Below are 21,113 nucleotides of genomic sequence, written 5' to 3'. Positions count from 1 at the left end.
AAAACGGCTCTCGCGACAGGGCCGTTTTTTTTGCCGTGATATTGATTTGCTAATCGAAATGATAATAATTGTCGTTCCTAGTTACATATAATCACAAGACGACATTATGAACACCTCACGTTTTGCAGTATGCGCGTTGGCAGGAGCCGTGACACTGGCATTACAGGCACAGGCATTTGCTGAAGAATCCACCATTCTTGTCACCGGCTCTGAGCAGGGCAGCGTTCTCCCCGCATGGACAAACAGCGCAACCAAATCGGCCGTTGCCGAAAGTAAAACGCCGCAGGTGATCGATACCGTCTCTGCGCAGCAGATCGCACAACGCCATGCCAACTCCGTGAACGAAATCCTGCGCTATGTTCCGGGCGTTTCGACAGAGCTGCGTGGCAATACCACCTACATGAGCGAATATAAAATCCGTGGTTTTTCCGTTGACCAGGAGTTCTACAACGGACTGCAACTGCCGTATAACGTCACCGGAAATACCAAAGCGCGCATCGATCCACTGCTGATTGAAAGCGTTGATATCCTCAAAGGGCCATCTTCTGTGCTCTACGGCGGTGGCTCCCCGGGGGGACTGGTGAATATTCAGGGTAAAAAGCCACAAAAAACCGCCCATACCGAGTTGGGTTTCAACACCGGCAATCGCAATCTGAAGGAGGGTTATCTCGACTCGACCGGACAAATTGCCGACAGCGACTGGAACTACCGCCTGCTGGGCAAAGCCACGGAAAATGACGATCAGCCCCATACCACGCGCTATGAAAATTATCTGGTTGCCCCGTCCGTGACCTGGGAGCCGGACAGCAAAACGCGTCTTACGGTTGATGCACTGGCGCAAAACTCCCCGAGCCTGTCTCCATCCAACCCGTTGCCGCTTGCTTATCTGCGCTCGAAATATGCCGACCGCCGGGAGTATGCCGGGGATGAGTGGAGCGGTTTCAAACAGCGTCAGTGGATGCTGGGCTACAGCTTTGAACATGAGTTTGACAGTGGCTGGGGCTTTAACCAGAAGGCACGGTACTTTGATGTCGACACCCACCAGCGCAGCGTTTATGCCACGGGGACGGGGAGCGCGGTCTACCAGCTTAACCGGTTTGCTTACACCACGGATGAAGATCTGAAGAGCTTCAACATCGATAACCAGGTAACCAAAACCGTGGCGCTGGGAGAGTGGAAACACCACCTGTTGGCCGGGTTTGACTATCAAAAGATGGACTCTCACTTCTACTACCGTTATGCCTCAACAACGCCTGGCATCGATATGCGAAATCCTGACTATTCGCAGATCAATGAACGCGGTCTCGGGTTGTATACGGGGCAGAAAAATCGTCTGAGCTATCAGCAAAACGGCTATTACCTGCAGGATCAGGTGGAGTTTGGCGGTTTAAATCTGCTGGCCAGCCTGCGTTATGACGATTACCGCTCGGTAACCACCAACTATATGCAGAATGGCGACAAGGCGTGGGTCTCGCAGGACCGCGTGACCAAACGCCTGGGCGCGCTTTACGCGTTTGAGAATGGGCTTTCACCGTTCATCAGCTACTCCGAAGGGTTTGCCCCGGTGTCGCCGCAGGGTACGCTCACGGCTAAAGATGTGAAGCCAACCACCAGCAAGCAGGTGGAAGGCGGGGTGAAATACCTGTTGGCGGATTACGCCACAACCTTTACCGCCTCGGTATTTAATATCCGTCAGAAAAATGTCGTCACCTCCGATCCGGGCTTCCTGAATTACAGCCAGACCGGAGAAGTGGAATCTAAAGGGGCTGAGCTCTCAATCGTCAGCCGCCCGGCGGATAACGTGACCCTGATTGCCAACTATGCCTACACCCATCTGATCAATACCGAAGATGACAAATACCAGGGCAAACGGCCAACGCAGGTGCCGGAGAACGCGTTCAACCTGTGGGGGGATTACACCTTTGACAACACGCCGCTGAGAGGGCTGATGCTGGGGGCAGGGGCGCGCTACACCGGTCCAATGGAAATTTCACCGAACAACGATGCGGGCAAACTGGGCGGCACCATGCAGTACGATCTGGCGGCCTCCTATCGTATGGGGGAAATCCTGCCGTCGCTGGAGGGATTGACGCTGAAAGCCAGTGCGCAAAACATCACCAACAAAGAGACGCTGACCTGCTACGACGCGACAAACTGCTGGATTGGGCGTGACCGGACGTATCAGTTGGGGGCGAGCTACAGCTTCTGATTATCGTTTCCCTCTCCCGCAGGGAATGCAGGCCGGGTAGGCGTTAGCGCCACCCGGCATTGTTCGCCTACTGCGCCGTACTTTTCACCGGCGCAGCCTCATCATTCGCCGCAGGCTGATTCTGCGGCACGCTGTCACACGGTTTCTCTTTCGGACAGACCAGATCCAGCATCTTCAGCGTCACGCCGTTGCTCCAGCCGAATCCATCCTGTAGCGGATACTCACCGCCGCCGCCGCCCGTACCGGTGGAGGAGACATCATATTTCTCCACCAGTTTCTGCTCGCGATCGTAGGTATGCTGAACATTTTTCAGGAAGCGCCAGGTGACATCCATCGCGACCTTGTCCTGTCCATAATTCTGCAACCCTTCCGTGGCTACCCACTGCAGTGGCGCCCAGCCATTGGGAGCGTCCCACTGCTGGCCGCTGTTCACGGTGGTGGTGGTGATGCCGCCCGGTTTCAGCAGACGTGAGGACGTCGCTGCAGCCACTTTATCCGCGCGATCCTGTGCCGCGGCCTTCACATACAGCGGGAAGAGCGCTGCAGCCGTGAGCTGATTACGCACCTTCTTACTCTTCAGGTCGTAATCCGCGTACCATCCCTCTTTATCGTTCCACAGATACTTCTCCATCGCCTTCTGGCGCGCCGTGGCCAGGGCTTCATATTTGCTCGCGCTGGCGGCATCGCCGCTCTCCTGGCTTGCCCGGGCGAGCAGTTTTTCCATCTTGAACATCAGGGCGTTCAGATCCACCGGCACAATACTGGTGGTGCGGATGGTGCCCAGCTTTTGCGGATCGTCCATCCAGCGGGAACTGAAGTCCCAGCCTGAGGCCGCCGCAGAGCGCAAATCGCGGTAGATTTCGGTTGCCGGGCGGTTAGGGTTGCTTTTGGCGGTGGTGATATCGTCAAGCCACGACTCCGGACGCGGCGTGTCGCGGTCATCCCAGTAGCGGTTAAGCAGCGAGCCATCCTCCAGCTTCACCACGCGTTTGTTGGCCTCTCCGGCCTGCAGCGCATCTGCGCCCTCCATCCAGTAGGCGTATTCCTTTTCCATTTGCGGACGGTATTTCTTCAGCGCCTCGCTGTCGTGCGTGGCCAGCAGTTCCACCATCAGCGAGAAAAATGGCGGCTGGGAGCGGCTCAGATAGTAACTGCGGTTGCCGTTCGGAATGTGCCCCCATGTATCCAGCTCGTAGGCAAAGTTGTCCACCATATCGCTGATTTTGTCCCAGTGGCCGCTTTCCGCCAGCCCTAACATGGTGAAATAGCTGTCCCAGTAGTAGACCTCACGGAAACGCCCGCCCGGCACGACGTAGGATTTTGGTAAGGGCAGGAGTGAATCCCATTTGTTACTGGCTTTATCGGTGGTACGCGTCAGCACAGGCCACAGCCCGTCAATATGCTCACGCAGGCTCTGCCCCGCAGGAGGAACATATTTTTCCCCTTCCGCGGGAAGCGTGAAGTTCATATCAACAAAATGGCGTAAATCAAACCCGGACTGACGACGCTGCATGCGGTAGTCGGCCAGGATCGTCAGGGGATCGCTTTTCGGTACGGCATCGGCAAAGGTTTTTTGATCGGGGAAGAGTTTGGCGCTCTGGACATCGTTGAAAAGAGGGCCGAGCAAGATATCCGGTGAATTTGTCTGGCCAGAGTTCATCTCTTCCGCGTTGCCTGTCGCGGCAACCGCGAGCAGCGCACTGCCCAGAACCAGAGGTAAGAGGCGAGGGCGCAGCTTTTGAGGTGTTATCATCGGTGCTTCTCCTTATTTCGCTGAGCAGCGGTCACGCTGTAATCATTCACCAGAAAACCTTAGTCGAATATTCCGCGCTTCGCGTGTCGAACATCGCACTTTGCACAAATCCAGACAATTTACCGTTGCGTTTAATGCCCCGGTGGCGCGGCTGAAATATTGATATTGTGAATGGCTGTAGGCGAGAAAATAAATTGCGATCCGTTACGCATAATTTTCCGGATAAAGGCTTTCTTTTAATTATCCCGATCACATAAAGCAAAAAACATAACTTCATGGTGAAAAAACATAATGGATCGCCTCGTTGCGCTCAGGCGAAATTATTGCCAAAGCAGAAACCGGTTTCATCAATAAGGAGTAACGTGATGTCAGTGAGTGAAAAAATTCCGGTCCGGGAAAAAATAGGCTACAGCCTTGGAGATGCCGCGAGTCATATTGTTTTTGACTCCTCGGTCGCCATTCTGGCGTATTACTATACGGATATTTATGGTTTACCCCCGGCCGTAATGGGAACCATGTTTCTTTTGGTCCGCTTATTAGATGCCATTACCGACCCCGTTATGGGAGCGATTGCCGATGCAACATCCACTCGCTGGGGACGTTTTCGTCCCTGGCTGCTGGCGATATGCGTTCCTTTTGCGGTGAGTTGCGTGCTGGTATATTCCATACCTGATTTTACTGAAACCGGGAAAATTTATTATGCCGTTGGCGCGTATATATTTATGACCCTGATGTATACCGCCATAAATATCCCGTATTGTTCTCTGGGAGCGGCGCTAACGTCCGATCCGCGTGAAAACCTCTCGTTGCAGTCCTGGCGCTTTGCCATTACGCCAATTGGCGGGGCGCTCGGCACCGCGCTGATTCTGCCCCTGGCGGACTATCTCTACCCCGGCGACAGGGCGACCGGCATCCAGGTGGCGATGGCGCTTTTTGGCGCAATCGGCTGCGTGATGTTTATCATTTGTTTTGTTACCACCAAAGAGCGCGTCCAGCCGATCAAAGAGGAAAATCTGAACATCGCCCGGGACGTTAAAATTCTCTTTCGTAACGATCAGTGGCGGATTCTCTCGATCTACAACTTTATGATGCTGGTGGCGGTGGTGATCCGCGGTGGCGCAGTGGTCTATTACGTGAACACTGTTCTCAACAAGGGGGCTGACGTCATCTCGTTCTTTATGCTGGGTGGGATGCTGGCCTCGATGTTTGGTTCGGTTCTGGCGCAGCCGTTCGGTACCCGTTTTTGCAAGGTTAAACTCTCGTTCTGGATCAATATTCTCAACGCTGCGTTAGGCGTGGCCTGCTTCTGGCTGCCGCTGGAGTTCTGGGTCATTCCACTGATTGCCCATGTGTTCATTCAGATTGTCCAGGGCGGTAACGGCGCGTTGCAGTGGTCAATGATCACTGATGCAAATAATTACGGTGAATGGAAAACCCAACGTCGTATTACAGGTATGAATGTTGCGGCCAATATTTTCGTGATTAAGTTGGGTGTCGCCGTCGGTGGTGCCATTCTGGGTTGGGTGCTGGCCTGGTTTAATTACCAGTCGAACAGTACCGTACAGTCAGAATCCGCCATTCAGGGCGTTATTTTATTGTTCACGTTAATCCCTTCACTCTTTTATTTACTCACCGCATTCTCGATCAAATTTTATAAATTAACTGAAAACGTCATGAATGGCGTGGTGAGTGATTTAAACAAAGGCGAATTCGCTAACTCTTAATAGTTGAAGCAGTAAGCCGATAATTCATTTGAATTATCGGTGAGGTTCTCTGTGTCCGTCAGGAAATAATGATTAACTCACGAGGATGGAGTCGATGAAAGTGAAATACCTTGCACTGCTCGTCAGTGCGTTTTGTTCTACCGCAGCAATGGCAGCAAATGATACCCAACGTCTGGAAGATAAACTGGCGCAACTGGAGGCGCGCCTCGAAAAGGCCGAAACAAGGGCAGCAAAGGCAGAAGCACAAATTCAGGTTCTTGAGCAACAGCAGCATACCGTGGTAGCCACAAATCCTGTGGTGGTTGAATCCACAGAGCCTGCGACTGCGCAAACGGCACCTAAGCTTACGTTATCCGGCTACGGTGATATTAAATTTTATGGTGACGTTGAATTTAATATGGATGCGGCCAGCAAGACCGGCAGTTTAACGTCCATGAAAACGACAGCCAATAAAGACTGGGCACCCGGTAACCATGAACGCTGGGATATTAACGGGCGTTTGCTGTTGGGGTTTGACGGCTATAAGCGAATGGAAAACGGCAATTTTGCCGGTTTCTCCGTACAGCCGCTGGCGGACTTAACGGGCAAAATGAACCTGGATGACGCGGTCTTCTTCTTTGGCACGGAAAACGACTGGAAGGTAAAAGTTGGCCGCTTTGAAGCCTATGACATGTTCCCGCTAAACCAGGATACCTTCGTTGAATATTCCGGCAACACCGCTAACGATCTCTACGGCGATGGTTACGGCTATATCTATATGATGAAAGAGGGGCGGGGGCGTAGCGACAGCGGCGGTAACTTCCTGCTGAGTAAAACCCTGGGCAACTGGTATCTCGAGGTTAACACGCTGCTGGAAGACGGCAGCTCGCTGTTTGTTGACCAGCAGTATCATGGCATGGACCTGGATAACGATAAAAACGTCGCCTACGTCCGTCCGGTGATTGCCTGGCAGGAAGGAAACTTCTCGACCGCCATCGCGATGGAGAGCAACCTCGTCAACAATGCCTACGGTTACCACGATGCGTCCGGAAGATGGGTCGACCAGTCTGACCGCACCGGCTATGGCTTTACCATGACCTGGAACGGGCAAAAAACCGATCCGGATGACGGTATCGTGGCGAACCTGAATACCGCCTACATGGATGCCACCGACGAGACGGATTTCACCGCGGGCGTGAATGCCTTATGGCGCAATGTTGAGCTGGGCTATATCTACGCGCATAACCAGATCGATAATTTCAACACCGCCAACTTTAATGCGGATTGTGATGGCGACTGCTGGGTGACCGATCCCGGTGATTATGATATTCACACCATTCATGCGTCGTACCTGATCCCGAACGTCATGAAGATGAAGAATTTCAATATCTATCTTGGCGCGTATGCTTCGTGGGTTGAAGCACATCCGAATGACGGCGATGACCGTAACGACGATCGCTATGGAGGGCGCGTGCGCTTCAAATACTACTTCTGATGTCCTGCGCCAGTCAGGCCTCTTCCGGGGTCTGGCTGGTCTCCCGCAGCGTGCCCGGCGCATGGCCGATAATTCGCTTGAACGCCCGGCTAAACGCCGCAAGGGATCCGTACCCCAGGCGCAGCGCGACCGTTTCAATAGGCTGATTTTCATGGCGAATGTACTGAATGGCCAGGCGCATCCTCAATTCGCTGAGGTATTTCGCCGGGGTGGTGCCCGTCGCGGCGAGAAAACGTTCCGCAAACACCGAGCGGGAGGTGCCGGCCTCTTTTGCCAGATCCGCCACGCTCCAGTTCAGACCCGGCTGCTGGTGCATGGCGTAAATGGCCCGGCTCAGACGCGGGTCACGCAGTACCTGCACCCAGCCGGTGGCTTTTCCGCAGCCTCCTTCAACCCAGCCCCGCACGATTAGCGCCGCCACCACGTCCGCCAGCCGCGCGAGGATCCCGGCGAATCCGGCCTGACGCGTCATGGATTCGCGCTCCATCGCCGCCAGCAGCGGGTGGATCTCCGGCCAGGTGGACATCAACCGGCTCACCATCATCACCTCCGGCATCGCTTTAATAAGCGGCTGCATTCCGCCCAGTTCAAAGTCCATGCATCCGCTGAAAATCACGGTGTTCTCGCTGTCCGGGCAGGGTTCGCAGGTGATGGCGCAGACCGAGCCGCAGATAGGCTCGCTGGGAAACGCACTAACCGGCGTGATGGTTGCTTTCTCGTCAGACAGCAGGGCGTGCGCATTACCGTTAGGAATAAAAAGGGCATCGCCGCCGCTTAAGGTGAACGTTGCGCCACTCTCCATACGCAGCAGGGCGCTGCCGCGGCTGACAAAATGAAACTGTGCTTTGCCCGGTGCCTGGTGGAACGCCACGCCGAAAGGCGCGCTGGCTTCAATGCGGCGGTATTTCACGCCCGACAGGCGCATTCCGCGCAACAGCTCGCTAATCAGATCGGGGGACTGAGCGGTCATGGCAAAACTCCGGACGAATAATCAATAAGTGGAGATTATATGTCATAGATCGTCCAGGGTGAACACTCTATCCTTTTGCGACAGTTGTCACATTTTCATAACGGGAGATCAACAGATGAGTTCATGTGTCGCGGCGAGAGAGGCTGTTGCGCCTGCAAAACCCGCCTGGCGGGCCGTCTATTCACTGGGGCTGGGGGTGTTTGGTTTGATCACGGCGGAGTTCCTGCCCGCCAGTTTGTTAACGCCCATGGCCGCAAGCCTGGGCGTAACGGAGGGGATGGCTGGGCAGGCGGTGACCGCCACCGCGCTGGTCGCGCTGGTCACCGGATTGCTGATCACCCCGGCGACCAAAAGTATCGACCGTCGCTGGGTACTGATGTTTTTCTCGGTGCTGCAAATCGTCTCCAGCCTGCTGGTGGCTTTTGCACCCACGCTGCACGTACTGCTGATGGGACGCCTGCTGTTAGGGATTGCCATCGGGGGATTCTGGGCGATGTCGACCGCCACGGCGATGCGTCTGGTGCCTGCCGATAAAGTGCCGAAAGCGCTGGCGGTGATCTTCTCCAGCGTGTCAATCGCCACGGTGGTCGCGGCCCCGCTGGGCAGCTATCTTGGCAGCCTGATCGGCTGGCGTAATGTCTTTATCCTCTGCATTCTGCCGAGCATGCTGGCGCTGCTGTGGCAGCTCTGGGTACTGCCGTCAATGAAGCCGGAGAGCAGCGGCAGCCTGGGCACACTGTTCCGCGTGCTGCGTCGTCCGGGAATGATCGGTGGAATGCTGGCGACCATTCTGATCTTCAGCGGTCATTTTGCCTTCTTTACCTATCTGCGTCCGTTCCTTGAAACGGTGGGGCAGGCAAGCGTGGAGAGCATCTCGCTGATCCTGCTGGGCTTTGGGATTGCCAACTTTATCGGTACCTCCGTAGCCGGACATCTGCTGGCGCGTAATCTGCGCCTGACGCTGGCGCTGGTACCGTTCGCCATGGGCGTGCTGGCACTCACCATGGTGGCGTTTGGTCATCTGGCGATACTGGATGGATTGCTGGTGGCGATGTGGGGCTTTGCGTTTGGTCTGGTTCCGGTGGGCTGGTCAACCTGGCTTGCCACGACGGTGCCAGATGAAGCCGAAAGCGCAGGTGGTTTGCTGGTGGCCTCTATCCAGCTGGCAATCAGCGCAGGTGCGGCCGTGGGCGGGGCGGTATTTGACCTCAACGGCGCCAGCGGCGTCTTTGCCGGAAGCGGTTTCCTGCTGGTAACGGCGATGGTGATTGTGTTGATGGGCGTGAAGGTTAAGGCGGAGTGATTGTTTTCCCTCTCCTGTGGGAGAGGGAAGTCATGAGTGCTGATTGCGTTATGCGATCGCTCTTTCTTTTAATTAATGCCGTTTTGCAGGTTTAATCTGTACAGACGGCACGAAAGAGATAGGGTGTGATGCAACCTGGTTCTTTTTCAAAGATAATTGGCACATGAAGACGTGTCCCTGTCAGTTTTCCTGTGTTGGACTTGGTGGGAATTCACACCGAATGGTTAAATGATTTTAGTTCGGTAGAACCCAATCTTGAGGGCGTTAAACATTCTCATGTAACTGGAGCGTTATTTTCACTTGTAAACCATATATGTGTGGTGTAGACATTTATTCATTCTTTGTTTTTGTAGCGAAATGCAATGAAGTAAACAGCTAATACAATAATGCAAAAAATCAACAGTGCAATGTCTTCATCTTCTATTAAACTCGCTATGATAGCACCTGGAATGACAGCGACTATTCCAGTGCCATACCAAAAGAAATCATCCATAATATCTTGTAACAAACTTTTTAAAAATTTCATCAAAAATTCTTTTATAGATTCCCACATTATCGGATCACTTTATTTAGCGCATCAGCATCTTTCACCCCAGCTACGGCACGATCAAGCCTTAATGCAAGTTCTTTATCGGACCCTATTTTTTCGATAATCGATTTACTGTAATACATAGCCGACCCTGTTGTGTACAGAGTTTATCATGGGCTACGTTGTCGACTGGGGACAGTGATCACACTCGCATTTATAAAAAGTGAAAGCAAGAATAACCACCAATTTATTTTCTAAGTAAATTGGTGGTCATATATAATTGATGTGATGAATTTGGAAGCGATGAATATAATTAATCTTATCAAGTATTATTTATTCTGCGAGGATGGTGACATAATCCGTAGGCCGGGTAAGCGCAAGCGCCACCCGGCTTAAACATTACAACCCTTTCTTATCCATCAGCACCGCCAGATCCACCAGGCGGTTAGAGAAGCCCCACTCGTTGTCATACCACGCCAGGATCTTCACCATCCGACCACCAATTACCAGGGTGGAGAGACCGTCAATAATTGAAGAGCGCGGGTCGCCCTGATAATCGCTGGAGACCAGCGGTTCATCGCTGTATCCCAGAATGCCTTTCAGTGGCCCGCTGGCCGCGGCTTTGCGGAACGTATCGTTCACCTCTTCGGCCGTAACGTCACGGCTCAGCGTTACCGTTAAGTCCACAATCGATACCACCGGAACCGGTACGCGCAGGGAATAGCCGGTCAGCTTGCCGTCCAGAGACGGGATGACTTTCCCCAGTGCCTTCGCGGCACCGCTGGAGTACGGCACAATCGACAGGGCTGCTGCACGTGCGCCGCGCAGATCTTTTTCCGGCTGGTCGTGCAGCGCCTGGCTGTTGGTATAAGCGTGCGTGGTGTTCATCAGGCCATGCTCAATACCAAACTGCTGATGCAGGACCTGAGCAGCCGGGGCCAGGCCGTTCGTGGTGCAACTCCCGTTGCTTACTACCACGTGCTTAGCCGGATTGTACTGCTCGTGGTTAACGCCCATCACCACCGTCAGATCGTCATTTTTACCCGGCGCGGAGATGATGACCCGCTTCGCCCCACCGTGGGTGATATGCACCAGCGCTTTTTCGCGCTCGGTGAAGAAACCGGTCGCTTCAATCACCACGTCAACGCCCGCATCGCGCCAGGGAATATTCGCCGGATCGCGTTCGCTAAAGACGGTAATGCGCTGGCCGTCAACCTGCAGCGCGCCGTCCGCCGCTTCAACGGGGGCCGGTAGTGTGCCGAGCAGGGAATCATGCTTAAGCAAATGGGCGAGGGTTTTGCTGTCCGTCAGATCGTTAATCGCCACAATCTGCAGGTCCGGATTGCCCAGCGCCGCGCGCAGGAAATTACGCCCGATACGGCCGAAACCGTTAATGCCGACCTTAACCATAATGCACTCCTTATCTCTGTTGTCTGGAGTCACTGTAGGCTTCAGGCCGGATGGCGTAAACGACAAAAAAGGATCACATTACGCCATTTTGCGGCAGTGAAAACGCTGACGGTATTCACCGGGTGTGAGGTGGAGCTGTTTTTCAAATACGCGACGCAGGTTGATGCTGGTGCCAAATCCGCTTTTCTCGGCGATAACGGACAGCGGATCGTCGGTCTGTTCAAGCAACTGTCGGGCTGCGGCAAGGCGCGCTTCGGTCACATAGCGTGCCGGAGACGCCCCCGTGTCGCGGGTGAATACCCGGGTGAAATTGCGCGGGCTCATGGCTACTTTTTCCGCCAGCTTTTCGACGCACAGATCGGCCGTCAGGTTTTGCAGGATCCAGGTTTGCAGCTCGCTGATGGGGCCGGAGGAGCCGGACTGCGACAGGTTATAGCGGCTGAACTGCAGCTGTCCTCCCGGGCGGCGCAGATACATCACCATATCCTGCGCCACGTCGCGCGCGAGGCTGAAGCCATAATCGTCTTCCACCAGCGCCAGGGTCAGATCAAAGCCGGAACTCACGCCACCGGAGGTCCAGACAGGGCCATCCTGAATATAGAGCGGCCCCCCCTCAACACGGATGGTGGGGTACTGCGCTTGCATGGTTTCCAGCAGCCGCCAGTGGGTAGTTGCCCGACGGCCGTCAAGCAAACCGGTCTGGGCCAGCAGCATCGCGCCACCGCAAATGGAGGCGATCCGCCGCGCATGGGGGGCTGCAAGATGCAGCCAGTCCACCACGGCGGTGCTCTCCTGCTCGTTCATGCCGCGCCCGGTAATGATGATGGTATCAAGCGGCTCACGGGGATCCAGCTCCGGCAGGCGATAATCTGCCAGCAGATTGAGACCAGACTGGCCGTGGATCACCTGGTGCGGCTGGGTCGTGGCGATGATGATGCGATAGCAGGGCTGCGCAAGGCCTCCCGGATGCAGGCGGTTGGCTTGCATCAGAATGTCGGCGATGCCGGCGGCTTCAAACAACATGCCGCCGTCAGGAACAATAATCAGGATCTTCTTCATGTCCTGAAAAGTACCTTTATTGCAAAATAAGTCAAGCGGAGGGCAAGGGCGTTGGCTGGCACAACACACCTTTCTGGCAAAGCAAAGTGATTTAAGTTCTTTGTTATTTCAGGCGTTATCCCGGATCGTCAGCATATTATCTCTGGCGAAACGGCTCTGAAGGAATGGGTAAACGAAGCTCCCTCTATTTACATCCGCAGCAACGCGACCAAATTCATCATCTCGCCTCGGGGTTTCTCTGGCGAACCGAACTGCCCACGTGGCTGTTGATCGCCACCATTTATGGCGGCTGGTTCTCGACGCTGGCGTTCTGGCACACCCTCGGTCTGCTGCCTGCCACGCTGTTGCTGATTGGGTTTACTGCCTGGTATATGTCCCTTCAGCATGAATTGATCCACGGCCATCCCACGCGTTTCGTGTGGCTGAACCAGCTCTTTGGCACGCTGCCGCTGGCGGTCTGGTATCCGTATGGCCTGTACCGGGATTCTCATCTGGCCCACCATCGTCACGACCATCTCACCATGCCGGTGGATGACCCGGAGTCATATTACTTTACGCAGGCGAGCTGGGCGCGATTGTCGCCCTGGCAGAAGCGGGTGATCCACGCCCGAAACACCTTTACCGGGCGACTGTTGCTGGCGCCGCTGCTGGATATTCTCCAGACGTTGGGCAGCGCGGTGGCGGCGTTTCGCCATCTGCAACTGCGGGCGATGGTGATGTGGCTTGTGCATATAGCGTTATTGGCGCTGCTTTTTACCTGGATGATGCACAACGGTTTCTCTCCGCTCTGGTTTGCGCTGGCGGTAAGCTACCCGGCGCTGGCGCTGACAAAAGTACGCTCTTTTCTGGAACATCGCGCGGCGGACGACCCGCTGGCGCGTTCGGTGATTAACGAAGCAGGCTTGTTCTGGCGCGTGCTGTTTTTAAATCTTAACTACCATTCAATACATCACGATTTACCCGGCGTGCCCTGGTACGGGCTGAAGACGATCTACCTGCAAAACAAGCAGGCGTACCGGGAGCGTAACCACGGGTTTCTGGTCAGAGGGTATGGCGAATGGATGCGACGGTTCTGGAAAACGTCGGTGGACGTCACCGTACATCCCTGGCGTCAACAGGAGGAAGGACATGAGTAACCGGCTGGCGTTTCCGATGTATGCGGTGGATAGTACCGATACTCTTGCCCTGTGGCGGGCCGTCCAGCGTCTGCTGGTGGCGCGTGGTCTGCCGGTGGAGGAGCTTATTCCCGGCAGGCCTGAGCCTGACCTGCTGGCACACTGGCAGCAGCCTAATCTTATCCTGAGCCAGACCTGCGGCTACCCGCTGATGACACAACTGCCGGAGGTGCAGGTCGTCGGCTGTTTTCACTACCGGGTACCGGGCTGCGAAGGCATTCACTACCGCAGTTTTCTGGTAGTACGTGATGAGGATAAACACCGCACGCTGGCTGATTTTCGCGGACGGCGGGTGGTATGTAACGCGCCCGATTCCCAGTCTGGCTACAATGCGCTGCGCAACCGCGTGCCGTCACGTGCGTTAAACGCCTGGTTCTCAGAGGTTATCTTTAGCGGCAGCCATCGCCAGTCGCTGATCGAAGTAAAACGTGGGGGAGGGGATATCGCAGCGATCGACTGCGTGACGTATGCGCTGTTGCAGCGGCATGAACCGACCCTGCTGGCGGGGCTAACTGTGATTGACCAGACGCCCCTTACGCCAGGACTGCCGCTGATCACCGCGTCCGGCACCGCACCCGAAACGCTTCATGCCATCCGTGATGCGCTAACCACGCTGGTGAGCGCCCCGGAATACCGGGGCGTGTGTGATGCGCTGTTTATCGGCGGGTTTAGCGTCGTGGCGCGTGAGGCCTGGTCTGTGTTAACCGGGATTACAGCGGACGGATCTCTTTCGAGCGCAGGGTGAGGCGGACAGGCACCGATTTATACGACGGCGTGCCGCTCTCTTTATCCAGATAGTCGAGCGGAACCAGCACGTTGGCCTCAGGATAGTAGGCCCCGACCGAGCCCGGAGCGATGGCATACGCCACCACAGTGATATCCTCCAGACGCTGAGCGCTGCCTGGCAGGGCGGTTTCGATATCCACCCGGTCACCGTGCTCCAGTCCTGACTGCGCCATATCCGCTTCATTCATAAACAGCACGTCGCGACGGCCAAAGACGCCCCGGTAGCGGTCGTCGAGAGCGTAAATCGTGGTGTTGTACTGGTCGTGACTGCGCAGCGTGATCAGACGCAGGACGTTATCGCCTTCACCGCTGGCATCTTCATTGACCCCTTCAAATACCGAGAACATCGCTTTGCCCGTCGCTGTCGGCCAGATACGTTTCGTGGGCGGCAGCGGCATACGGAATCCACCGGGTACCCGGATCCGCGCGTTATAGTCCTCAAAGCCCGGAATGGTCTGCTCAATCAGATCGCGAATGCGGTCGTAATCCGCAACCAGGTGCATCCAGTCCACGCGGGTTGTCTTCAGGGTCGCTTTCGCCATGCCGGCCACAATAGCCGGTTCGGCGCGAAGCAGAGGAGAGGCGGGTTTCAGCTTGCCTGAGGAGGCATGAACCATCGACATGGAATCTTCAACGGTAATGGACTGACGTCCGCTGGCCTGCATATCCAGTTCCGTGCGGCCAAGGCAGGGGAGAATGAAGGTCTCTTTACCCACCAGCAGGTGCGTACGGTTCAGCTTGGTGCCAACGTGCACGCTCAGATCCAGCTTACTCATCGCCGGGAAGCCGTTTTCGTGATCGGGCATCGCCACCGCAAAGTTGCCGCCGAGGCAGATAAGCGCTCTGGCACGACCGTCAATCATGGCCTGGGTTGCCTGCACTGCGTCATGGCCATGGTGAGAGGGCGGCTCAAAGCCAAACACCTCCTTAAGACGGTTCAGAAATGCCGGGGTTGGTTTCTCGCTTATCCCGACGGTACGGTTTCCCTGAACGTTAGAGTGGCCGCGCAGCGGACAGATCCCCGCACCGGGCTTGCCTATATTGCCGCGCAGCAGCAGCACATCGGCGATCAGGCGGACGTTGGAAGTTCCTTTATTATGCTGCGTAATGCCCATGCCGTAGGTAATGATGGTGGCATTCGATTTCGCGTAGGCATCGGCGACCTGTTTCAGCGCCGCCTGGCTCAGCCCGGACTCGCGCTCAATGGCGTCCCAGCTCGTTTGCGCAATGTCTGCCGCAAAGTCTTCAAAGCCCTGTGTGTGTTCGGTGATAAACGCGTGGTCGAGCACGTTGCCGCGCCCGGCTTCCATTTGCAGCAGGTGTTTGGCGATGCCTTTTAGCGCGGCGGCATCGCCCCCGGCTTTAACCTGAAAGTAGGTAGAGGCGATGTCGGTAGAGCTGTAGGTCGCCATCTCAATCACGCTCTGGGGATCGGCAAACCGTTCCAGCGCGCGCTCGCGCAGCGGGTTCAGGACGATTATCGGCACGCCGCGGCGAGCCAGTTCATGCAGGGTGCCCATCATACGCGGATGGTTGGTGCCGGGATTATGCCCGATGGAGATCACCAGCTCCGTCTTGTCAAAATCGTCCAGCGAGACGGTGCCTTTCCCGATACCAATGGAGCGTGGTAAACCGACGCTGGTGGCTTCGTGACACATGTTGGAGCAGTCGGGAAAATTATTGGTTCCGTACTCACGGGCAAAAAGCTGGAACAGCCAGGCCGCTTCGTTGGAGGCGCGGCCGGAGGTATAAAACTCCACCTGGTCTGGTTCAAGCCCACGCAGAACCTCGCCGATGCGTTCGAAGGCATCCTCCCACTCAACGGGGCGGAAGGTGTCACTTGCCCGGTCATAGCGCAGGGGATGGGTCAGGCGCCCGTATCCTTCCAGCTCAAAGTCAGATTTTGCCAGTAACGACCTAACGGTGTTATGAGCGAGGAACTCAGGGGTCACCCGTTTGCTGGTGGCTTCCCAGGTGACCGCTTTTGCCCCGTTCTCGCAGAACTGAAATGTGGATTTATGCTCTTTGTCTGGCCACGCGCAGCCCGGGCAGTCGAAGCCGTCAGGCTGGTTGGTGCGCAACAGCGTGGCGGGAGCCTCCAGGGCATCCATCTGTGTTCGCACGGCAATTGCTGTCGCTTTTAATGCTCCCCAGCCGCCTGCAGGGCCGTCGTAAGGTCTGATGCCGGGAACGGCACGTCGTTTGTTATTCATTCCAGATTACCCTGTTAGACCGCCGGTCGTGCATGATGCGGCTGAGAAAAATTAAAGAAATCATAACAAATTTTTATCATGTCGATAATATGTCCTGACCAGGGTGGGGTGAAGGCGACAATGTTAGTGACAGTAAAATTTCAAACGAAAGGCGGGCAGGGGAACCGGCAATATATTTACCCGACGATGCTGAAGGCGATAAAGTGAACAATGCGCCAGGGAATAAAGATGTAGTCCTGCTTAACTGTTAATTCACTGCGGGCGGTGTAAATCGTGCCTCTAAGGGATTAAAGGCACCAGGTTATTTTGCGCCGTGAAATTAATTTTTTTCATCGTCTATGAATTGTCTTAATTCAGGGCGGAAAAGTCATCGCTATTAAAGATACGCTATCAATGCAACAAATAATTCATGGAAGATATATTCATACTTCCCCTGAAAAAATCCCCATTCTACTAATTATGGTAGTGGCGATAATAGCAGTATTGCGTTAATGACAATGGTTCTCTTTTGATTTTTTCATTTCTGAATCAATGGTTTGTGTTAGAGGAACGCGTAATAATAAGACAAATTCAGCAAAGTAAGCTTTTTTTCTCAGATTAATCCTATAATGAGTCGGGTGCTTCATTAAGCAGCAGTTGTGAGGAAGGAAATATTGAATTGGTGACAAGCTCATGTAAACTTGTTTACCGTTTGTCAAAATATGTCAGGAAGACGCTGGGCCTTATTCTGAAGGGCTCGTGCGGTAGCTATGCCCGAATAATAGTAACGCCCCGAAAATATCCTGGCTATTTTAACGATAGCACTTAAGTCAAACTTCATCCCCTTTATCTCATCATCGAAATATCGCTACGGAAAAGCATATGAAAATGCGCGTATTGTTTTCACTTCTGTTTGTAATGGCGGTGGCGGGCTGTAAAGCGCCGCAGAAACCTGTGATCACCGACGATACGATCGTGACCAGCCAGGTCAACGGCGTCACCTTAACCCACCGTCATGCCATCACGCCTCCTGCTGAGTTCACTCAGGTTAACGAGCCATACCGTGCCATGTATCCGGCCTCCCTGATGAGCCGCCCTGATTTCGGTGGGAAAGTGGTCAGTACGCTTGTCACCGGTAAAACCTACGTGGTGCTGGGGCAGGTTGAACACTACTGGATGGCGCTTGCCGATGAAGGACAAGACCAGCTGATTGGTTACGTTCCAATGCGTGCGGTAATCAAAGCCGATCAGTACGAAGCCACCGTGCGTAAACAGGCTATTCGTCCTAAGGCGCGTAAAAAAGCGACCTGTGTAGATGTCGATGGTAACAGCAAAGCCTGCAAAGACAGCGCTAACGGTACCTGGATCCTGAACTAAACGGCTTTTCTGAGCGTATTTTTATGAATAATAAAAATTTTCATAAGCTGTGGTTCGTCTTTTACGCGGTGATATTCGCCCTGGTCAGTGGTTGTTCGTCGTCTTCACACAGCGACCCCTCCCGCTACAATCTGCAGTTTCAGGCTCATCCACAAATCAATGATTCTGCGCCGCTTAAAGTCAGAGTGCTGCTGTTGAAGTCCGATGCGGATTTCATGTCCAGTGACTTCTATTCCCTGCAGAACAACGCGTCAGCCACGCTTGGCGCGAATCTGCTGAACAGCGATGTTTTCTTCCTGATGCCGGGCCAGCTTTCGAAAACCCTTAGCGGACAAAGCTCACCCGAGGCGCGCTATATCGGTGTTATGGCCGAATATCAGATGCTGGATGGAAAGAAATGGCGTGTCTCACTCCCACTGCCTGTTCCGGGCGAAAACCATCTCTACCAGTTCTGGAAATGGTCATCCGATGAACTCCAGGCCAATGTCTTTCTCGACATAAATGGCATCCGGGTCATCAGCCAGTAACGCGCTTAAAAACAGGAAACCTATCATGACCAAAGCAGAGAAGGTCGTCTGGACCGAAGGCATGTTCCTGCGTCCACACCATTTTCAACGGACAGAAAGTTATCTGCTCAACCACGTTCGGGAATGGGGTGCGCTGCAGCGATCGTATCTTTGGGGCTTCCTCGACGTTGAACTGGACGAAGCGATGCTTCGCCAGGGCTGCATTGCCCTGAGCTACGCCAGCGGCGTGCTACCCGACGGTACGTTTTTCCAGGTTCGCAACGGGCGCAATGGCCCGGCCCCGCTGAAAATTCCTGACAATCTCACCAACGAAAAGGTGGTGCTCGCGCTGCCGGTACGTAGGGGAGAGCGTGAAGAGGTTATTTTCAGCGAAGAGCCCGCGTCACTGGCGCGTTTCATCGCCTTCGAGCAGGAGGTGGAAGACGATAACGCCATGTCGGTGGGGGATGCCACGGTGCAGTTTGGCCGTTTACGTCTGACCCTGATGCTGGAAAAAGATCTGACGGCCGAATGGACAGCGATTGGCATCGCGTTTGTCGCGGAAAAGCGCAACGACAACCATGTGCGTCTGGATAGCAGCTACATTCCGCCGATGCTGAACGCCTGCAACAGCCCGCAACTCTACAGCATGGTCAACGATCTCCACGGCTTGCTGGTGCAGCGCAGCCAGCAGATTGGGGGGCGTTTGCGCCAGCCTGGCCGCTTTAACACCTCAGAGCTGATCGAATTTACGCTGCTGTCGCTGGTTAACCGTCAACTGGGCGAAGTCTCCCATTTAAAAACGCTCCCGCTGCTGCACCCGGAAACGCTCTGGCGCAGCTGGCTGCCGTTTGCCACGGAGCTTGCCACCTGGACCTCGCAACGCACCGCCGAAAGCGTGCTGCCGATTTACGATCACGACGACCTTGCGGGATGCTTCAGCAAGCTGATGCTGATGCTGCGTCAGGGGTTGTCGCTGGTGATGGAAGATCAGGCCATTCAGCTGCCGCTGAACGAGCGCTCCCATGGCCTGAACATCGCCACGGTGCCGGAGACCAGCATGGTGCGCGAGTTCGGCTTCGTCCTGGCGGTCAAAGCCAACGTGCCGGGCGAACACCTGCAAACCCATTTCCCTGCCCAGATGAAAGTCGCGCCGGTGTCGAAAATCCGCGATCTGGTTCAGTTACAGCTGCCGGGCATCATGCTGCGCGCCATGCCGGTTGCGCCGCCGCAAATCCCATGGCATGCGGGCTACAGCTACTTTGAGCTGGAGAAGGGCAGCGAGCTGTGGCACGAGATGGATAAGTCCGGTGCATTCGCCCTGCATCTCGCAGGGGAGTTCCCGGGTCTTGATATGGAGTTTTGGGCCATCCGTAGCCCGACTGAATAATAAAGCGAGCGCTTAATATGCAGGAACGACAGGATACCGGCAGTGATGCCGCGTTTACCGGAGCCAGTAGCAACAATCAGCTGGTGGCGGCCGCCAATCCGCTGCTCAACGCGATTCCGCAAATCCGTCATTCGGTGTCTCATGACGATCAGGTGGCACTGCGCCAGCGTCTGATCGACGAGATTCGCCGTTTTGAAGTCCGCTGCCAGCAGGCAGGGCTGGCGTATGAGGTGATCGTCGGGGCGCGCTATTGCCTCTGCACGGCGCTGGATGAAGCCGCGGCGCTGACCCCCTGGGGCAGCAGCGGTGTCTGGTCAAGCAATGGTCTGCTGGTCACGTTTCATAATGAAACCTGGGGCGGCGAAAAGTTCTTCCAGCTGCTGGCGCGTCTGTCGCAGAACCCGCGTGAACATATCCTCCTGCTGGAGATGATCAACTACTGCCTGCTGCTCGGTTTCGAAGGGCGCTATCGGGTTCTGGATAATGGCCGCACCCAGCTGGAAACTATCAAGCAGCGGCTGTGGCAGATGATCCGTGGCGTGCGCGGCAGCTATCCGGCACCGCTCTCTCCACACCCGGAAGATCGTCCCGTGCTGCGCAAGCTGTGGCGGCCGATGGTGCCGCTGTGGGCCTGTGTCGCGCTGGCCGGGTTTATCGCCTGCCTGTTCTACATCATTCTCAACTGGCGTCTTGGCGACAACACCAACCCGGTACTGGCGAAGATTTACCAGTCTCAGCTGCCTGAAACCACCATTCAGCAACCTGCGCGTCAACTGCCTGCGGTGCTTAACCTGCGTGGCTTCCTGAAGCCGGAAATCGACGCCGGTCTGGTGGCGGTGAAGGATGAAGCGGATCGCAGCGTGGTGATCCTGAAAGGAGACGGGCTGTTTGCTTCTGCTTCTACCGTGGTGCGTGACCGCTATGAGCCGGTCATCAACCGGATTGCCCAGGCGATGAACAACGTCAGCGGCAAAATTCTGGTGGTGGGCTACAGCGATAACGTGCCAATTCGCAGCGCGCGCTTCGCCTCCAACTATGAACTCTCTTTGGATCGCGCCCGGTCCGTGCAAAAAATGTTGCAGGGAAGCCTCTCGCAGCCTGACCGCGTGAAAGCGGAAGGGCGGGGAGAGATCAATCCTGTGGCGCCAAACAATACGCCTGAAAACCGCGCCCGTAACCGCCGTGTGGAAATAACTCTGCTGGTGTCGCCTGAAAATACGCAGGCTGAGCTGAACGGATTGCCGCAAGGAAACTAA

Annotated in this window: 16 protein-coding genes and 1 pseudogene; 10 read left to right on the top strand and 7 right to left on the bottom strand. The window is 55.2% G+C overall.

The window, feature by feature from the left end:
• Nucleotides 1-106 precede the first annotated feature (106 nt).
• A complete protein-coding gene (locus ACQG2G_RS12840; protein ID WP_061771662.1) occupies nt 107-2,209 on the top strand; it encodes a TonB-dependent siderophore receptor in 2,103 nt (700 codons plus the stop codon).
• Nucleotides 2,210-2,276: 67 nt separating this feature from the next.
• Here the strand turns inward: ACQG2G_RS12840 and ACQG2G_RS12835 are convergent, their stop codons facing one another.
• Nucleotides 2,277-3,962 carry an alpha,alpha-trehalase gene (locus tag ACQG2G_RS12835; protein WP_040020044.1) on the bottom strand — a complete coding sequence of 562 codons (1,686 nt, stop codon included), beginning with the start codon at nt 3,960-3,962 and terminating at the stop codon, nt 2,277-2,279.
• Nucleotides 3,963-4,327: 365 nt separating this feature from the next.
• On the opposite strand from ACQG2G_RS12835, the gene ACQG2G_RS12830 reads away from it, so the two are divergent.
• Nucleotides 4,328-5,686, top strand: coding sequence for a glycoside-pentoside-hexuronide (GPH):cation symporter (locus ACQG2G_RS12830; RefSeq protein WP_020690856.1), 1,359 nt, complete (start codon nt 4,328-4,330; stop codon nt 5,684-5,686).
• A gap of 94 nt (nt 5,687-5,780) precedes the next feature.
• A complete protein-coding gene (locus ACQG2G_RS12825) occupies nt 5,781-7,160 on the top strand; it encodes a carbohydrate porin (protein ID WP_094084428.1) in 1,380 nt (459 codons plus the stop codon).
• A 13-nt stretch (nt 7,161-7,173) separates the two neighbouring features.
• Here ACQG2G_RS12825 and ACQG2G_RS12820 read toward each other — a convergent pair whose 3' ends face one another.
• Nucleotides 7,174-8,130: an AraC family transcriptional regulator gene (locus tag ACQG2G_RS12820; RefSeq protein WP_013096166.1), complete on the bottom strand. Its 957-nt coding sequence runs from the start codon at nt 8,128-8,130 to the stop codon at nt 7,174-7,176.
• Between the two features lie 115 nt (nt 8,131-8,245).
• Here ACQG2G_RS12820 and ACQG2G_RS12815 point away from each other — a divergent pair, with 115 nt between their 5' ends.
• Complete coding sequence (locus ACQG2G_RS12815) at nt 8,246-9,433, top strand: MFS transporter (RefSeq protein WP_094084427.1); 1,188 nt, start codon at nt 8,246-8,248, stop codon at nt 9,431-9,433.
• A 97-nt stretch (nt 9,434-9,530) separates the two neighbouring features.
• On the opposite strand, the pseudogene ACQG2G_RS12810 reads toward ACQG2G_RS12815, so the two are convergent.
• The 4 genes and pseudogenes from ACQG2G_RS12810 to ACQG2G_RS12795 form a co-directional block, all read right to left on the bottom strand.
• Nucleotides 9,531-9,644, bottom strand: a pseudogene (locus ACQG2G_RS12810) (type VI secretion system tube protein Hcp); the annotation flags it as partial.
• 123 nt (nt 9,645-9,767) lie between these two features.
• Nucleotides 9,768-9,959: a hypothetical protein gene (locus ACQG2G_RS12805; RefSeq protein ID WP_240514604.1), complete on the bottom strand. Its 192-nt coding sequence runs from the start codon at nt 9,957-9,959 to the stop codon at nt 9,768-9,770.
• 402 nt (nt 9,960-10,361) lie between these two features.
• Nucleotides 10,362-11,372, bottom strand: a complete 1,011-nt coding sequence (gap, locus tag ACQG2G_RS12800; protein ID WP_061772653.1) for a type I glyceraldehyde-3-phosphate dehydrogenase — start codon at nt 11,370-11,372, stop codon at nt 10,362-10,364.
• A 78-nt stretch (nt 11,373-11,450) separates the two neighbouring features.
• Complete coding sequence (locus ACQG2G_RS12795) at nt 11,451-12,431, bottom strand: GlxA family transcriptional regulator (protein ID WP_020690861.1); 981 nt, start codon at nt 12,429-12,431, stop codon at nt 11,451-11,453.
• A 164-nt stretch (nt 12,432-12,595) separates the two neighbouring features.
• Here ACQG2G_RS12795 and ACQG2G_RS12790 point away from each other — a divergent pair, with 164 nt between their 5' ends.
• Together ACQG2G_RS12790 and ACQG2G_RS12785 are read left to right on the top strand one after the other, a co-directional pair.
• On the top strand, nt 12,596-13,567 hold the full coding sequence (locus ACQG2G_RS12790; RefSeq protein WP_061772652.1) for a fatty acid desaturase: 972 nt from the start codon (nt 12,596-12,598) through the stop codon (nt 13,565-13,567).
• The gene (locus tag ACQG2G_RS12785) at nt 13,560-14,351 is read left to right on the top strand and encodes a phosphate/phosphite/phosphonate ABC transporter substrate-binding protein (RefSeq protein WP_061772651.1); all 792 of its coding nucleotides are present in this window, start codon (nt 13,560-13,562) and stop codon (nt 14,349-14,351) included. Before ACQG2G_RS12790 ends, ACQG2G_RS12785 begins: the two co-directional genes overlap by 8 nt.
• On the opposite strand, the gene ACQG2G_RS12780 is transcribed toward ACQG2G_RS12785, so the two are convergent.
• Nucleotides 14,317-16,605, bottom strand: coding sequence for an FdhF/YdeP family oxidoreductase (locus ACQG2G_RS12780; protein WP_061772650.1), 2,289 nt, complete (start codon nt 16,603-16,605; stop codon nt 14,317-14,319). The genes ACQG2G_RS12785 and ACQG2G_RS12780 overlap by 35 nt on opposite strands.
• A gap of 861 nt (nt 16,606-17,466) precedes the next feature.
• On the opposite strand from ACQG2G_RS12780, the gene ACQG2G_RS12775 reads away from it, so the two are divergent.
• From ACQG2G_RS12775 to ACQG2G_RS12760, 4 genes are read left to right on the top strand one after another with little or no spacing between them, the layout of a single operon-like run.
• Nucleotides 17,467-17,961, top strand: a complete 495-nt coding sequence (locus ACQG2G_RS12775) for a hypothetical protein (RefSeq protein ID WP_013096174.1) — start codon at nt 17,467-17,469, stop codon at nt 17,959-17,961.
• A gap of 23 nt (nt 17,962-17,984) precedes the next feature.
• Complete coding sequence (tssJ, locus tag ACQG2G_RS12770) at nt 17,985-18,488, top strand: type VI secretion system lipoprotein TssJ (RefSeq protein WP_013096175.1); 504 nt, start codon at nt 17,985-17,987, stop codon at nt 18,486-18,488.
• Between the two features lie 25 nt (nt 18,489-18,513).
• Entirely contained in the window at nt 18,514-19,857 is a 1,344-nt protein-coding gene (gene tssK / locus ACQG2G_RS12765) for a type VI secretion system baseplate subunit TssK (protein ID WP_020690866.1), read from the top strand.
• A 17-nt stretch (nt 19,858-19,874) separates the two neighbouring features.
• Complete coding sequence (locus ACQG2G_RS12760) at nt 19,875-21,113, top strand: DotU family type VI secretion system protein (protein WP_013096177.1); 1,239 nt, start codon at nt 19,875-19,877, stop codon at nt 21,111-21,113.

This window comes from Enterobacter cloacae complex sp. 382A5 (assembly GCF_050031095.1).
GTDB lineage: Bacteria > Pseudomonadota > Gammaproteobacteria > Enterobacterales > Enterobacteriaceae > Enterobacter > Enterobacter cloacae.
This window is presented reverse-complemented; position numbering and strand designations above follow the sequence as displayed.

Coding starts and splice junctions, on each gene's coding strand:
- ACQG2G_RS12825 (WP_094084428.1), top strand. CDS start 5,781: ATGAAAGTGAAATACCTTGCACTGCTCGTCAGTGCGTTTTGTTCTACC.
- tssJ (WP_013096175.1), top strand. CDS start 17,985: ATGAATAATAAAAATTTTCATAAGCTGTGGTTCGTCTTTTACGCGGTG.
- gap (WP_061772653.1), bottom strand. CDS start 11,372: ATGGTTAAGGTCGGCATTAACGGTTTCGGCCGTATCGGGCGTAATTTC.
- ACQG2G_RS12820 (WP_013096166.1), bottom strand. CDS start 8,130: ATGACCGCTCAGTCCCCCGATCTGATTAGCGAGCTGTTGCGCGGAATG.
- ACQG2G_RS12805 (WP_240514604.1), bottom strand. CDS start 9,959: ATGAAATTTTTAAAAAGTTTGTTACAAGATATTATGGATGATTTCTTT.
- tssK (WP_020690866.1), top strand. CDS start 18,514: ATGACCAAAGCAGAGAAGGTCGTCTGGACCGAAGGCATGTTCCTGCGT.
- ACQG2G_RS12780 (WP_061772650.1), bottom strand. CDS start 16,605: ATGAATAACAAACGACGTGCCGTTCCCGGCATCAGACCTTACGACGGC.
- ACQG2G_RS12835 (WP_040020044.1), bottom strand. CDS start 3,962: ATGATAACACCTCAAAAGCTGCGCCCTCGCCTCTTACCTCTGGTTCTG.
- ACQG2G_RS12815 (WP_094084427.1), top strand. CDS start 8,246: ATGAGTTCATGTGTCGCGGCGAGAGAGGCTGTTGCGCCTGCAAAACCC.
- ACQG2G_RS12760 (WP_013096177.1), top strand. CDS start 19,875: ATGCAGGAACGACAGGATACCGGCAGTGATGCCGCGTTTACCGGAGCC.
- ACQG2G_RS12840 (WP_061771662.1), top strand. CDS start 107: ATGAACACCTCACGTTTTGCAGTATGCGCGTTGGCAGGAGCCGTGACA.
- ACQG2G_RS12790 (WP_061772652.1), top strand. CDS start 12,596: ATGGGTAAACGAAGCTCCCTCTATTTACATCCGCAGCAACGCGACCAA.
- ACQG2G_RS12775 (WP_013096174.1), top strand. CDS start 17,467: ATGAAAATGCGCGTATTGTTTTCACTTCTGTTTGTAATGGCGGTGGCG.
- ACQG2G_RS12795 (WP_020690861.1), bottom strand. CDS start 12,431: ATGAAGAAGATCCTGATTATTGTTCCTGACGGCGGCATGTTGTTTGAA.
- ACQG2G_RS12785 (WP_061772651.1), top strand. CDS start 13,560: ATGAGTAACCGGCTGGCGTTTCCGATGTATGCGGTGGATAGTACCGAT.
- ACQG2G_RS12830 (WP_020690856.1), top strand. CDS start 4,328: ATGTCAGTGAGTGAAAAAATTCCGGTCCGGGAAAAAATAGGCTACAGC.